The organism is Streptomyces sp. NPDC014870 (assembly GCF_043081505.1).
Taxonomy (GTDB): Bacteria; Actinomycetota; Actinomycetes; order Streptomycetales; family Streptomycetaceae; genus Streptomyces.
On the sequence record NZ_JBIBWQ010000003.1, the window covers coordinates 271,299 to 284,351 of the forward strand.

The following is a 13,053-nucleotide window of genomic DNA, read 5'->3' on the forward strand; positions in this document are numbered from 1 at the left end:
CGCGGGACACACACCGCAGAGCGCGGCGGGGCTATAGCTCAGTTGGTTAGAGCGCATCCCTGATAAGGATGAGGCCACAGGTTCAAATCCTGTTAGCCCCACAGTGACGATCGGCCCGAACGGTTCACCCGTTCGGGCCGATTGCTTTTGGCGAGACGTGCCAGGCCTAGGTCACCGATCGGTATCGGTCGGTGTGTAGAGTGGGCGTCAGAAGTCTCCTACGTCAACGAAAGACGAGGTCGCGCGGTGAAGAAGCTTCTCCTGGTCGCACTGGCCGCCATCGGCGGGCTCCTCGTGTACCGCCAGATCCAGGCGGATCGCGCCGAGCAGGATCTGTGGACGGAGGCGACCGACTCCGTGCCCGCGGGTTCGGGTGTCTGAGTCGCACAAGGTCTGAGGGCGAAGCCCCGGTCGCGTTCGAGCGACCGGGGCTTCGCGCTGTCCTGGGCGCCGCGGCAGGCGTGTGCGCGCTGTTTCAGGACCGTGACGCCAACCCCCTTGAGTTCACCTGAGCAAATCAGTAAGTTGCGAGAGCAAAGTTGAATGATCGCGGTCAAGGGGGCGGGAGCGTGAGAGCGCTGAGGGTACGAAGGACAGCGGCGGCCGGCTGGGTGGTGGGGGCGTTGCTCACGCTGCTGCTCACGCCGGCGCCGGGAGCGGCCGCGGCCGACGGGGAGGCGGACGGGGGCGCGAGCCTCGTGATGGTCCTCGACTCCTCGGGCTCCATGGGCGAGGACGACGGCTCGGGACGGACCCGGATGGAGGCGGCCCGCACCGCCGTCGGCACCGTCGTCGACGGCCTCCCCGACGGCCACCCCACCGGCCTGCGGGTCTACGGCGCCGACCGGCCCGAGGGCTGCACGGACACCCGACTGGTCCGCCCGGTCGCGCCGCTGGACCGGGCCGGGCTCAAGGCGGCCGTCGCGGCGCTGAAGCCCACCGGGGACACGCCCATCGGCCTCTCCCTGCAGAAGGCCGCCCAGGACCTGCCCAAGCCCGGCGCCGGCGCCGTCGGAGCAGGCCGCACCATCCTGCTGATCTCCGACGGCGAGGACACCTGCGGCGACCCCGCGCCCTGCGAGGTCGCCGCGCAGCTCGCCAAGGACGGGGTCGGGCTGCGCATCGACACCGTCGGCTTCCAGGTGAAGGGCGCGGCGCGCGGCCAGCTGGAGTGCATCGCGGAGGCGGGCAACGGGCGTTACTACGACGCGCCCGACGCCGACGCGCTGGCCCGTCAGCTCCAGCGGGCCGCGCAGCTCTCGGCCGACGGCTACCGGCTGCGCGGCGAGCGGGTGACCGGTACGCCGACGAGCCGACAGGCACCCGTGCTCGTACCGGGGCAGTACCTGGACTCCATCGGCCCCGGTGAGAAGCGGTACTACGCGGCCGACCTGGACGACGTGTCCACGGCGGACTTCTCCGCGACGGCCGTGCCACAGGCGGGCGCGGTGGTGGACACGGTCGACGCGCTGGCCACCAGCCTGGTGTACGCCTCCGTCAGCGGCGAGGGCACCTGCGCCACCAACAGCGAGCTGTTCCACCAGGACGAGGGCGCCGTCCCGCTGACCTCGGCGGTTGCCCGCATCCCGACCGAGAAGCGGTACTCGACCTGCGACAAGGCGGGCCGCTACTGGTTCGTGGTCGAGCGGCGGAGCAAGCCCGCGTCCGACGCGGCCCGCTGGCCGCTGGAGCTGGTCCTCGGCATCGAGGCGCCGCTGACCGCCGGCACGGTCCCGGCGGAGTCCAGGCCGGAGTACGGCATCGGCGGCAAGGACGCCGCCCTGCCGACCGGGGACCCCCGTGAGGTCAGGGGCGGGACCGGCTTCAACGACGCCCGTGAGCTGGGGCGGGGCGTGTGGCGGGACCGGCTGCTGCCCTCCCAGACACGCTGGTACAAGGTGCCGGTCGGCTGGGGACAACAGCTGCGGTACGGGGTCGAGTTCGCCAACGAACCGACCGTCGACGGGTCCTCCTCGGTGAACTCGTACGGCGGCACGCAGGTCTACACCCCGGCCCGGCACCCGGTCGGTGGCGGTACGGGCGAGTTCAGCTCCCGGACCACGTACGACGGCCGTCCCGCCGCGCTGGGCATGGGGACGGTGCCGGTCGCCTGGACCAACCGCTACGAGCACCACCCCAATGTCGTGCCCGTGCACACCACGGGCGGCTTCTACATCGCCGTCACCCTGGGCGCGCGGGCGGCGGAGATCGCCGAGAACCCGCGCATCGCGATGGTCCTGCGGATCGCGGTCCTCGGCGAGGAGCTGTCGGGGCCTGAGCACGGCGCGGCTCCGGTGGCGGCGGGCAACCCCGACAAGCGGGGCGAAAGCGCCGCGCGCGCAGACAGCGGAGGGACGGGCGGGGCAGGATGGACCGTCGCCCGGACCGCCGGAGCGGGCGGCGCGGCCGTCCTGCTGATCGCGGGGGCCGTCCTCCTCGTGCGGCGAGCGCGGCGAACGCGGCGCGTACGGGGCGGGAGCGGGACAGTGACGGACACGAGGAGAGGCGCGTGAAGACGCAGCGCGTGAGGACGCCGGGCGTGGGTACGCGGCGCGTGGGGCCGGGTGCGGGCCGGCGCCTGGTGGGGGCGGTGTGCGCGGCCGTGGTCACGGCGGCGGTGCTGCCCGCGGGCACGGCGTGGGCGGCCGGGGAGAGCCCCTACGGGTTCGACGGGGCCGCCCAGCCGATCAAGGGCGCCGCTTCCAGCCTGGACGCACGTCAGTTGAAGGCGGGGCAGAGCTACCGCGACAGCATCAAGAAGGACGGCAAGCTCTACTACCGGGTCGACCTCGACGACAAGAAGAACGCGTACGTCTCCGTGGTCGCGGTGCCCAAGCCCGGCGGCAAGGCGGAGTACGGCGACGGCGTCAAGGTGACCCTGCAGGACGGCTCGGGTGCCCAGTGCGGCTACCAGGACTCCTCCTTCGAGTCGGCCTCGTACTCCCGGCCGATCACCGCCTACGCCCACCGCACGATCGAGCCCGACAGCTCCACCTGCCAGCAGGCGGGCGCCTACTACGTGCTCGTCGAGCGGACCTCCAAGGCCGTCTCCACGCCCGACGACTGGGAACTGGAGATCCGGTACGTCCCCGAGCCGGGCGTGAAGCAGACCGGGCCCACCGAGCTGCCCGAGAACTGGCCCTCCTCCACCCCTGCGCCGCCGGCCGGCGGCCCGCAGAAGCGGCAGGGCGGGGCGGGCTTCCACGGGGCCACCTCGCTGCGGCAGGGCGAGTGGCGCGCCGACATCAAGCCCGGGCAGACACTGTTCTACCGGGTGCCCGTCGACTGGGGGCAGCAGGTCTTCGCCAGCGCGGAGCTCGGCAGCAGCCCCACCGGCGCCACCGGATACGTCTCGAACGCGCTGGTGCTCTCGCTCGACAACCCGGCCCGCGGCCATGTCGACCAGAACACCGCCAGTTATGACGGCAAGCCGGCGACGGTGGCGCTCGACGCGCAGCGGCCGGTCGCCTTCGAGAACCGCTTCTCCTCCAGCAGCGACACCAACGCCCTGCGCTTCGCGGGCTGGTACTACCTGACGGCGACGCTCAGCCCGGAGATCGTCAAGGAGTACGGGGACAAGCCGGTACCGCTGACCCTGCGGGTGAACGTCACCGGCACGGCGAAGCCGGGCCCCGCCTACGACGGTGACGCCGGACCCTTCAAGGTCACCGACGACGACCGGGACGCGGCCGCCAACGGCGCGAGCGGGGCCGAGGCGGCGCGGAACGACGGCATGGTCCTGGTCGCGGCGGCCGGGCTCGGCGCCGGCACGGTGCTGCTCGTCGGGCTCGGCGTGTGGACCCTCGCGGGGCGGCGACGGGCGGCGCGGGAGGCGGTGCAGGGCGGACAGCAGGGCGGATCGCACGGCGGTCCGCAGGGCGGTCCGCCGCAGTTCGGGCCGCCTGGCGCCTGGTAGGGGCGGAGGCGGCTGGGGCGGTCAGGTCTGGGTGAGCGCCCAGATGCCGACCGCGAAGCAGACCAGCGCGAGGAACAGCACCGGGACCGCGACCTTCGGGGGCGGTCCCGGTCGCTTTGCCGGGAGCGGGGCCGCGGCGGACACCGCCACGGCGGACGGCACCTGGGTGGGAACCTGTCCGGCCTGAGCGGTGTATTGAACGGTAGAGGCGTGAGGGAACGGCACCGCGGCCGTGGGGGCCTGGGCGAAGTCCGGGGCGGCGGCGGGAAGGGGGGAGGCCGCGTGCGCGGAGGACGTGGGGACCGCCTGTGGGGGCGGCGGGGGCAGATGGAAGCTGCCCGTCTCGGAGGGGCTCGGCAGGGGCGCCTGCGGCTGGGCCTGCTGGGACTGAACCTGCTGGGACTGAGCCTGGTGCGGCTGAGCCTGTTCGGGCTGGGCCTGGTGCGGCTGAGTCCGACCGTGCGCCGCCTGCGGAGGTACGTCGACGGGGGCGGCCGCGGGCGGGCCGGCCGGGGACTCGGGGCCGTCGGGGCCGAAGCCTGCGGGCAGCGGGCCGATCTGGTCGAAGACCTCGACCGGCTCCTCGTCCGCGCGGGCCCCGGGCAGCATCTCGACGGCCGTGGTCAGCGCCTTGCGCACGCCCGTGGCCGTCTTGAAGCGGGCCTCCGGATCCGGCTGGAGCAGGCCGGCCAGCACCTGCCACAGGGGCTCCGGGATCCCCTCCGGGGCTCCCGGCGTCCCGTGCGCCATGAAGTACTCGATCAGGGCGCGGGAATCGGGCTTCTGGCCCTGCAGCAGATAGAGCGCGACCAGGCCGACGGCGAAGAGGTCGGCCGGGAAGTCCGGCTCCGCGCCGAGCATCTGCTCTGGGGCGAAGTAACCGGGCGTCCCCACCACGTAGTTGGTCTCCGTGAGGCGGGGCTCGCCCTTGCGCATCGAGATGCCGAAGTCGGACAGCCGCAGGTGCGGCCGCCCGGTTCCGGTGACGTCGAGCAGGATGTTCGCCGGCTTGATGTCGCGGTGCACGACCCCCTCCGCGTGCACCGCGGCAAGTCCGGCGAGCAACTGGTCCAGCAGGGTGCAGACGAAGCGCGGCGGCAGTGGGCCGTAGTCCCCGATGACGTGGGCCAGCGACCCGCCGGCCACCAGGTCCATGGTGAACAGCACCTTGTCGTCGTCGGCGGCCCAGCTGGCCGGGGCGAGGACGTGCGGGTGGTCGATCCGGAGCGCCTGCTCACGGACGAAGCGGAGCAGCGTGTGGGCGTCGCTCTGCTGGAGGACCTTGGCCGCCACATACCGGCGGCGTCGGTGGTCCCATGCCCGCCAGACCGCTCCGACACCACCCCGTCCGATCGGGTCGACCAGTTCGTACCGACCAGCGAAGACCTCACCCATCGCGCTGCGCCCGCTCCCCGTCATGCCTCGTCCGTCCGGCACCGGCTGCCGGACGGGCTGCTCTGCGTCAGTTCTGGTGCGACTCGTAGTGCGCGACCGCGTCGGCGGTGCGCCCGGCGCCGTACACCCGGAGGAACTCTGCCAGTTCGGGGTGGGCGGGGGCGAGAGAGTCGGCCGCGTCGATGATGTCGCCGGCCGCCGCGACCGAGCGCAGCAGCGACTGGATCTCGCGCACCACCCGGCGCACGGTCGGCGCGCCCGAGCTGGTCGTGGTCTGGCTGGTGCCGGTGAGCACGGAGCCGCCCTGGGACTTCTTGATCTCGTCCATGCGGTCGGTGGCCTCGGCCGCGCTGACGCTGCCGTCGGCGACCTGGCCGGCGAGCTCCTGCAGGGCCTGGACGCGCTGGACGACGGCCGGGTTGCCGATCTTGGCCCGCTGACCGCTCATCAGCTGGGAGAGCATGGGCGCCGACAGTCCGAGCACAGCGGCGAGACGGGCCTGATTGAGGCCGAGATCGTCGATCAGCCGACGGAAGAGCGCCCCCAGCGGCTCTCCGTACCAACTGCGCTGAAGCTCGCGGGCTCTAGCCGTGGCTTCTTGCTGAACTGCGTCCATTACTTCTTCTCCCCATCCCTTAGGTTCGCCACTGCGAACCTCGGTCAGCATCTTACGGAGCGTGGTCGCCGACCGGGAGTCCCAATCCTTTTGCGGGAATGAGGGGGTGACCCGGTACTCTGTTCTCGTTCCGGGGCCTTAGCTCAGTTGGTAGAGCGCTGTCTTTGCATGGCAGATGTCAGGGGTTCGACTCCCCTAGGCTCCACTTCTCACACCCCTCTTGACCTGCGAAAACGTGGGTCGGGAGGGGTGTTTTGCGTGCCCGGGACCGGTGTGACGGGGTGGTACGCCCCGGGCTCCGGGGCGCGAAGGGGCCGGCTCGGCGCGGCCCGTTCCCGTGCGGGGCGGTGTCCGGCTGCCCGGCGGGCTGCTCGGCCGCTCTCCGCGCCGTCGATTGGCCCACGATCGCGGGCCCTGATTGGACCTGCCTCCCTGGGCCACCGAACCGTAGCGTCGTGTCCATGGCGAACACCGACTCCGTGGTACAGCAGGCCTCCAGGGCTCCCCGTGCGCTGCTTCTCGCCCAGCTGAGCAACGCGATCGGCGACGGCGCCTTCTATGTCACGTCCGCCCTCTACTTCAGCCAGATCGTCGGCCTGTCCGCCGCCCGCATCGGCATCGGTCTGACCCTCGCCTGGGCCGTCGGCTCGGTCGCGGGGGTCTGGCTGGGCCACCTCGCCGACCGGCGCGGTCCCCGCACCACCGCCGTCCTGCTCGCCCTCGCCACGGCGGCGGCCGTCGGCTCGTTCCTCCTCATCCGCTCCTTCGTGCCGTTCCTGGTCGCCGCCGCGGTGTACGCCACTGCGCAGAGCGGCCTCGCCCTGCACGCCGGCACCCGTACCGCCTACCTCTCCGTCTTCGCCCTGGACGCGGCCGGGTTCCTCGTCTGCGCCCTGCTGTTGCGCGGGCTGCCCGCCGTAGCCCCCGCCCCGGCGACCGCCGTCGGGGAGCCGCGCCTCGCGGTGCTCCGCGACCGCCCGTACGCGCTGCTCACCCTCCTCAACGCGCTGATGCTGCTGCGGCTGCCGCTGCTCAGCCTCGCGGTGCCGCTGTGGATCGTGCAGCGCACCTCCGCGCCGGGCTGGATCGTGTCGGCGCTCTTCGTCCTCAACACCGGGGTCGTGATGCTCTTCCAGGTGCGGACGGCGCGGAAGGTGACAGGCCTTCGCGAGGCCACGCGCGCCGTTGGCCGTGCCGGTGTCGTCATGCTCGCCTCGTGCGCCGTCTTCGCGGTGACCGCGGCCGGTCTCGGACCGTGGACGACCGTCGCCGTCCTCGTGCTGGGTGCGGCGCTCCAGGTGGTCGCCGAGATGCGCCACTCCGCGGGCTCCTGGCAGATCGGCTTCGCCCTCGCGCCCGCCGGCCGGATCGGCCAGTACCAGGGCTTCTACGGCACCGGTGTCCCCGTCGCGCGGACCCTCGGCCCGTTCCTGGTCACGGCGCTCCTGGTCACCTGGGGCGCGCCCGGCTGGCTGGTGCTCGGTGGGATCTTCCTGCTGACCGCGGCGGTCACCGGACCGGCCGTGCGGTGGGCCGAGCGGGCCCGTACGCAGGCGCCGGCCGCGCGGGACTCGGGGGAGCCGGTCGGCGCGCGCTGAGCCGGACGAGTGGTGTTCATCCGAAGAACTGCGCGGGGAGGGCGTCGTTCCGGGCAATCCGGAGCCGCGTCCCCATCATGAGGAATGTACTAAAAACGCGCAATCCGAAATGAACCATCCGAGAACCTGACGAACAGCACGAGCATGACGAACACCACGAACACCACGTACGTCCCGAGCACCACACGACGAAAGCGAGGGGCCATGGCCACCGCCAAGGTCAAGCAGTTCTGGACCGCCTTCATCTCCGTACTCTTCGCCCTGCTCGCCTCCGTCGGCCTGGCGTCCACCGCCACCGCCGCGCAGGCTCCCGCCGTCCAGCAGCCGGAGGAGCCGGCCGCCGCGCCCGCCCCCGCCGGAGCGCGCACCACCGCCCTCGTACCGGCGCAGAGGTCGGCCTATCAGTGGCCCACCACGGTCCGCGAGCGCTCGCTGCCGCCCACGATCAAGCAGCGCATCGGCGCCGAGGCCCACAACTCCTCGCCCTCCGTACGCCACCTGCGCGGTGACGCCCCGACCGAGACCACGCTCGCGGACCAGACGGAGCTGTCGGGCCTGGCGCTCGCCGCGGCGGCGTAGGACGCGGGGAGTCGATTCGCTCCTCCCCACGTTCACCGCCGCACGCCACCCGAGCGCCTCGAACGCCTCGAAGCCCTGAAGGTCCCGACGGACCCGATCACGGAGGCAGCCCACGGTCAGCGACGCTCGTCGCGTCCCGTGTCCCCCTCCACATCGGCCTCGGCTTCAGCCCCGGCTTCGGCCTCCTTGGCCTCCACCTCGGGATCGAGAGCCCCACTGCCGTCGACGGACGACAGCGGCGAGGTCCGGGACGACGGTTCCGTGACACCCTCATCGACCTCGGTAGGAGCGGGCGGTTCGACCAGCCAGTCCGGGTTGGCCTGCTTGTCCCACCACTTCCACGCACAGAAGACGCCGGCGGCCACCACGCCGAGGACCACGAGGCCCTTGGCGAGACGACCGGCCCTGACACGGCGCTCGTGCTTGCGCACGAGCTTCTCGATCTCCTTCGGTGTCACCTGACCGCGCAACGCGGCCCAGGCGGCCACCGAGCGCGATCCGGCCTCGTCGAGAACGGGACCGGTAGCGGCGACCGCGTGCTCCACACGTGGTTTGGTGTAGTCGGCCGCCTGACGGGCGGCCTTGCGGGTCATCAGCGCGGCGCGGTGCGCGGCGTCGTCGACCCTGGGAGGTACATGCGGCGCCACATGGGCGTCGTACTGCACACGAGCTTGAACACGGGCCTGCGTAGCGGCCTTCGAGACTTTCGGCGCGAGCCGGACACGTGCGTCGTGCGCATAACGCGCGGCCTGGTCCTTGGCAGCGCCGGCGTACTGAGCGGCCTGCTCCTTGGCCGACTCCGCATAGGGCGCCACCACTTCCGCGGCGTGCAGGTAGCTGTCCTTGGCCGAATCGGCCGCGGCGCGCACGCTGTCCATCCGGGTCACGGGATCCTCCTACTCGGTGGTGGTGTCGGTTTTTCGCCTTTCCACCCTTTTCGAAATCATGCCTGCCCGATCGCGGTCCGGCATGCGGGGCGGGCATCCGGGGCATAGGCACGACTACTCACGACGCTTCCGGCCTTCCGTGCGAGGATGCGATGCGCGTCAGTGGGCAGACAGACGGGAAGGCGGACCGTGGCCGATCAGCTCTACGCCACTCTCAGGACCAGCCGGGGTGACATCGAGATCCGGCTGCTGCCGGAGCACGCGCCCCACACGGTCCGGAACTTCACCGAACTCGCCCGCGGCGAGCGGGAGTGGACGCACCCGGCGACCGGCAGGGTCGCCGCCGACCCGCTGTACGACGGCACCGTGTTCCACCAGGTCATCGAGGGTTTCATGATCCAGGGCGGGGACCCGCTGGGGAACGGCACGGGCGGTCCCGGGTACGGGTTCGCCGACGAGTTCCACCCCGAGCTCTTCTTCGACCGCCCCTATCTGCTGGCCATGGCCAGCGCGGGGCCCGGCACGAACGGCTCGCAGTTCTTCATCACCGTCGGCGCGACGACCTGGCTGAACCGCAAGCGCACGATCTTCGGCGAGGTCGTCGGCGCGAAGAGTCGGAAGGTCGTCGACGCGATCGCCTCGGTCCCGGTCAACCCGAGCACGAAGCGGCCGCTCAGCGACGTGGTCCTGGAGTCGGTCGTCATCGAGACGCGCCCGGCCGCCGCCGAACCGTCGGCCTCCTGACCTGTCGGCCGCCCCGGCCCGCCGGCGCCCGGCCCGCGACCCCGCCGACGCGCCGGCCACCGGGGAACCAATCCGCCCCACCCGTCCGTACAGGTAGGGCGGGGCGCTTCCTCGCCGCGCCGCCCCCATCTCCTCGGGAGGGACCTCCATGGAGCCGCAGTCCGGCCTGCCGCACTGTTACCGCCACCCGGACGTCGAGACAGGCATCCGCTGCACCCGCTGCGACAAGCCGATCTGCCCGCAGTGCATGGTCTCGGCGTCGGTCGGCTTCCAGTGCCCCGACTGTGTGCGGAACGGCTCCGGCACGGGCCACGCCCCCGACGCCAACCAGCCCCGTACGCTCGCGGGCGGACGGATCGCGTCGGACGGGCGTCTGGTCACCAAGATCCTCATCGCGATCAACCTCGCCCTCTTCATCGTCGTCCACACGGCCGGCGACCGGGTCCTGGACGAGCTGTCGCTGATCGGCTACGCCTACAGCCCGCAGCTCGGCGAGCTGGTCGGGGTCGCGGACGGCGAGTGGTACCGGCTGCTGACCTCGACCTTCCTCCATGAGGAGGTCGCGCACTTCGTCTTCAACATGCTGGGACTCTGGGTCATCGGCGGCATCGTCGAACCGGAGCTCGGCCGGATCCGGTACACCGCGCTCTGTCTGCTCTCCGGACTCTCGGGCTCCGCCCTCGCCTATGTGATCGCGCCGTCGAACCAGCCCTCCCTCGGCGCCTCCGGCATCGTCTTCGGCCTGATCGGCGCCTGGGCGGTGCTCACCCGGCGGCAGCGCTACGACATGCGGCCGGTGGCGCTCTTCGTCGGCCTCTCCCTGCTGCTGACCTTCACCCGCCCAGGGATCTCCTGGGAGGCGCACATCGGCGGTCTCGTCGGCGGCGCGCTCGTGACCTACGGTCTGCTGCACGCGCCGAGGGACCGGCGGAACCTCGTGCAGTACGGAGCCTGTGGACTGGTGCTCCTGATCGATCTGGTCATGGTCCTGGTCCGCTCGGCCGTCCTCACCTGAGCGACTCGGCCGTCCTCCCCTGAGCGGCCGAGCCGTCCTCACCTGACCGATCGCGTGCGCTCACCTGAGCGCCGAGGGCTGTGGACGAGCTTCTCGCAAAGCTTTCCCCAGAGTTATCCACAGTGCGTGGTGGATCTTGTGCATCTCGCCGGGAACGACCGCGCCCCCCGCTCCTGAGCTGGTCTTTTCCAGCGGGAGCGGGGGGCGTGGTGGGTGTGGGGCGGCGCTGCCGCAGTCACACCGGCGTCAACCCGGTACGAGTTATCCACAGATCTTCGTAAGTTATCCAGTGCTGTGCACAACGCTGTGGATAAGTTCAGGGCAAGGCTTGACGGGCGCGACGGGCGCCCGCTACTTCCACTGCGTGGAGACGCCGAACCCGGCCGCGATGAAGCCGAAGCCCACCACGATGTTCCAGTTGTTGATGGACTTCACCGGCAGCGTGCCGTCGGTGACGTAGAAGACCACGATCCACACGAGCCCGATCAGGAACAGCGCCAGCATCACCGGTGCCACCCAGCTGCGGTTGGTCAGCTTGATGTTGGTGGCCTGCTTGGCGGGCGGGGGCGTGAAGTCGGCCTTCTTGCGGATACGTGACTTCGGCACGAGGGACTCTCCTGTCGATGCGCTGCGTGACCGCGCAGGGAACTGTGGCTGGCGCCGGGGTGGGACGGCTGGGTGACATAGGGACGACCACTGCGTCCCCCGGGCGTCCGTTAGCGTAGTGCTTCCACGGCACCGAAGGGGATCAGGGTACGTTGAGCAATTCTGCCGACTCTTCCCCCGGGCCGGGCCGACCCACCAGGTGGCGCCCCGTCCGGGTGCTGACCGCTGCCGTCTTCGCCCTCGCCGGGCTGATCTTCGTGACCAGCTTCAACACTGCCAAGGGTACGAATATCCGGACCGACGCGTCGCTGCTGCGGCTCTCCGACCTCATCGAGGAACGCAGCCACAAGAACGCGGGCCTGGACGAGTCCACCGCCGCCCTCCGCGCCCAGGTCGACGGCCTCGCCGCCCGCGACGACGGCTCCACGCGCGCGGAGGACGCCCGGCTGCGCGCCCTGGAGGCCGCGGCGGGGACCACCGAGACCTCCGGGCCCGGCCTCACCGTCACCCTCAACGACGCCCCGCCGAACGCCCAGGCGGCCCCCGGCTACCCCGAGCCGCAGGCCAACGACCTGGTCATCCACCAGCAGGACCTCCAGGCGGTCGTGAACGCGCTCTGGCAGGGCGGCGCCCAGGGCATCAAGGTCATGGACCAGCGGCTCATCTCGACCAGCGCCGTCCGCTGCGTGGGGAACACCCTGATCCTCCAGGGCCGGGTCTACTCACCCCCCTACAAGATCACCGCAGTGGGTGACCGGGGAAAGCTGGCCAAGGCGCTCGCCGACTCCCCGGCCGTGCAGAACTACAAGCTGTACGTGAAGGCCTACGGGCTCGGCTGGAAAGTCGACGAGCACAGGGCGGTGACTCTTCCCGGCTACTCGGGCACAGTGGATCTCCACTACGCGAAGCCTGTGAGCTGACGAGCCGCTGGAGCCGCTTGAGCTGGTGAGCCGGTGAGCTGGTGAGCCGACTACGGGGAGGCCGGCCGGTGACGGTGCGACTGATCGTCCGGACGTTCAGCGAGCTGTGCCTCACCGTCGGGACCGTGATCGTCCTCTTCGTGGTGTACGTCATGTACTGGACCGGCGTCCAGGCCCAGAGCGCCACGGCGGGGCAGATCGACATCCTGGAGCGGGAATGGGTGGACCGGCCCGTCGCCGAGACCGTCACCGCCGCACCGCCCCCCGAGCCGTACCGGGCCGGCCGCGGCATCGCCGTCATGTACGTCCCGCGGCTCGGCAAGGACTGGGAGTGGCCCGTCCTGGAGGGCACGTCCCCCGGCGTCCTCAAGAAGGGCCTCGGCCACTACCCCGCCACCGCCCGCCTCGGCGAGACAGGCAACTTCTCCGTCGCCGGCCACCGGCGCACGTACGGAGATCCGTTCAAGGACTTTCCCCGGCTGCGGCCGGGTGACGCGGTCGTCCTCACCGACGGCACCACCTGGTACACGTACCGCGTCGCTCGTGCCCCGCTCCGCACCGTCCCCACCGACATCGGCGTGATCGACCCCGTGCCCCGCAAGTCCGGCTTCGACGGCCCGGGCCGCTATCTCACCCTCACCACCTGCGAGCCCGAGTGGGGCAGCAGCCACCGGCTCATCGTCTGGGCGCACCTCGACGCCACCCAGCCTGTGACGCAGGGCAAGCCACTGGCTTTGACGGGCTGACCCCTCAACGATCCATCGCCCCGTACTCTGG

At 71.5% G+C, this 13,053-nt stretch carries 13 protein-coding genes and 2 tRNA genes; 11 read left to right on the forward strand and 4 right to left on the reverse strand.

The window, feature by feature from the left end:
- The first annotated feature begins 27 nt into the window (after positions 1-27).
- The 4 genes from ACF09C_RS09790 to ACF09C_RS09805 all read left to right on the forward strand — a co-directional run bounded on the left by ACF09C_RS09790 (position 28) and on the right by ACF09C_RS09805 (position 3,916).
- Positions 28-101 (forward strand) — tRNA-Ile (locus tag ACF09C_RS09790).
- Positions 102-246: 145 nt separating this feature from the next.
- Positions 247-381, forward strand: coding sequence for a DLW-39 family protein (locus tag ACF09C_RS09795; protein WP_003958712.1), 135 nt, complete (start codon positions 247-249; stop codon positions 379-381).
- 188 nt (positions 382-569) lie between these two features.
- The gene (locus ACF09C_RS09800) at positions 570-2,513 is read left to right on the forward strand and encodes a VWA domain-containing protein (RefSeq protein WP_392090772.1); all 1,944 of its coding nucleotides are present in this window, start codon (positions 570-572) and stop codon (positions 2,511-2,513) included.
- Between the two features lie 41 nt (positions 2,514-2,554).
- Positions 2,555-3,916 carry a hypothetical protein gene (locus tag ACF09C_RS09805; RefSeq protein ID WP_392091381.1) on the forward strand — a complete coding sequence of 454 codons (1,362 nt, stop codon included), beginning with the start codon at positions 2,555-2,557 and terminating at the stop codon, positions 3,914-3,916.
- 21 nt (positions 3,917-3,937) lie between these two features.
- Here ACF09C_RS09805 and ACF09C_RS09810 read toward each other — a convergent pair whose 3' ends face one another.
- Together ACF09C_RS09810 and ACF09C_RS09815 are read right to left on the reverse strand one after the other, a co-directional pair.
- Positions 3,938-5,311: a serine/threonine-protein kinase gene (locus ACF09C_RS09810; protein ID WP_392091382.1), complete on the reverse strand. Its 1,374-nt coding sequence runs from the start codon at positions 5,309-5,311 to the stop codon at positions 3,938-3,940.
- A 67-nt stretch (positions 5,312-5,378) separates the two neighbouring features.
- Positions 5,379-5,927: a DNA-binding protein gene (locus ACF09C_RS09815; RefSeq protein ID WP_362005411.1), complete on the reverse strand. Its 549-nt coding sequence runs from the start codon at positions 5,925-5,927 to the stop codon at positions 5,379-5,381.
- 132 nt (positions 5,928-6,059) lie between these two features.
- Between ACF09C_RS09815 and ACF09C_RS09820 the strand changes: the two genes are divergently transcribed.
- From ACF09C_RS09820 to ACF09C_RS09830, 3 genes are all read left to right on the forward strand, one after another.
- A tRNA-Ala gene (locus tag ACF09C_RS09820) sits at positions 6,060-6,132 on the forward strand.
- A 256-nt stretch (positions 6,133-6,388) separates the two neighbouring features.
- Positions 6,389-7,525: an MFS transporter gene (locus ACF09C_RS09825; protein ID WP_392090774.1), complete on the forward strand. Its 1,137-nt coding sequence runs from the start codon at positions 6,389-6,391 to the stop codon at positions 7,523-7,525.
- A gap of 204 nt (positions 7,526-7,729) precedes the next feature.
- On the forward strand, positions 7,730-8,104 hold the full coding sequence (locus tag ACF09C_RS09830; RefSeq protein ID WP_392091384.1) for a DUF6344 domain-containing protein: 375 nt from the start codon (positions 7,730-7,732) through the stop codon (positions 8,102-8,104).
- Between the two features lie 116 nt (positions 8,105-8,220).
- Here ACF09C_RS09830 and ACF09C_RS09835 read toward each other — a convergent pair whose 3' ends face one another.
- Complete coding sequence (locus tag ACF09C_RS09835) at positions 8,221-8,991, reverse strand: DUF5324 family protein (RefSeq protein WP_392090776.1); 771 nt, start codon at positions 8,989-8,991, stop codon at positions 8,221-8,223.
- A gap of 189 nt (positions 8,992-9,180) precedes the next feature.
- On the opposite strand from ACF09C_RS09835, the gene ACF09C_RS09840 reads away from it, so the two are divergent.
- Both ACF09C_RS09840 and ACF09C_RS09845 read left to right on the forward strand, forming a co-directional pair.
- Positions 9,181-9,735 (forward strand): peptidylprolyl isomerase, encoded by a 555-nt coding sequence (locus tag ACF09C_RS09840; RefSeq protein WP_392090778.1) that lies wholly within the window; start codon positions 9,181-9,183, stop codon positions 9,733-9,735.
- 148 nt (positions 9,736-9,883) lie between these two features.
- Entirely contained in the window at positions 9,884-10,750 is an 867-nt protein-coding gene (locus tag ACF09C_RS09845) for a rhomboid family intramembrane serine protease (protein WP_392090780.1), read from the forward strand.
- A 351-nt stretch (positions 10,751-11,101) separates the two neighbouring features.
- On the opposite strand, the gene crgA is transcribed toward ACF09C_RS09845, so the two are convergent.
- A complete protein-coding gene (gene crgA / locus ACF09C_RS09850) occupies positions 11,102-11,356 on the reverse strand; it encodes a cell division protein CrgA (RefSeq protein ID WP_137988265.1) in 255 nt (84 codons plus the stop codon).
- A gap of 152 nt (positions 11,357-11,508) precedes the next feature.
- Here crgA and ACF09C_RS09855 point away from each other — a divergent pair, with 152 nt between their 5' ends.
- Together ACF09C_RS09855 and ACF09C_RS09860 are read left to right on the forward strand one after the other, a co-directional pair.
- Positions 11,509-12,276 (forward strand): DUF881 domain-containing protein, encoded by a 768-nt coding sequence (locus ACF09C_RS09855; RefSeq protein WP_392090782.1) that lies wholly within the window; start codon positions 11,509-11,511, stop codon positions 12,274-12,276.
- A gap of 68 nt (positions 12,277-12,344) precedes the next feature.
- Positions 12,345-13,022, forward strand: coding sequence for a class E sortase (locus ACF09C_RS09860; RefSeq protein WP_392090784.1), 678 nt, complete (start codon positions 12,345-12,347; stop codon positions 13,020-13,022).
- Positions 13,023-13,053 lie beyond the last annotated feature (31 nt).

Coding starts and splice junctions, on each gene's coding strand:
- ACF09C_RS09810 (WP_392091382.1), bottom strand. CDS start 5,311: ATGGGTGAGGTCTTCGCTGGTCGGTACGAACTGGTCGACCCGATCGGA.
- ACF09C_RS09815 (WP_362005411.1), bottom strand. CDS start 5,927: ATGGACGCAGTTCAGCAAGAAGCCACGGCTAGAGCCCGCGAGCTTCAG.
- ACF09C_RS09825 (WP_392090774.1), top strand. CDS start 6,389: ATGGCGAACACCGACTCCGTGGTACAGCAGGCCTCCAGGGCTCCCCGT.
- ACF09C_RS09830 (WP_392091384.1), top strand. CDS start 7,730: ATGGCCACCGCCAAGGTCAAGCAGTTCTGGACCGCCTTCATCTCCGTA.
- ACF09C_RS09845 (WP_392090780.1), top strand. CDS start 9,884: ATGGAGCCGCAGTCCGGCCTGCCGCACTGTTACCGCCACCCGGACGTC.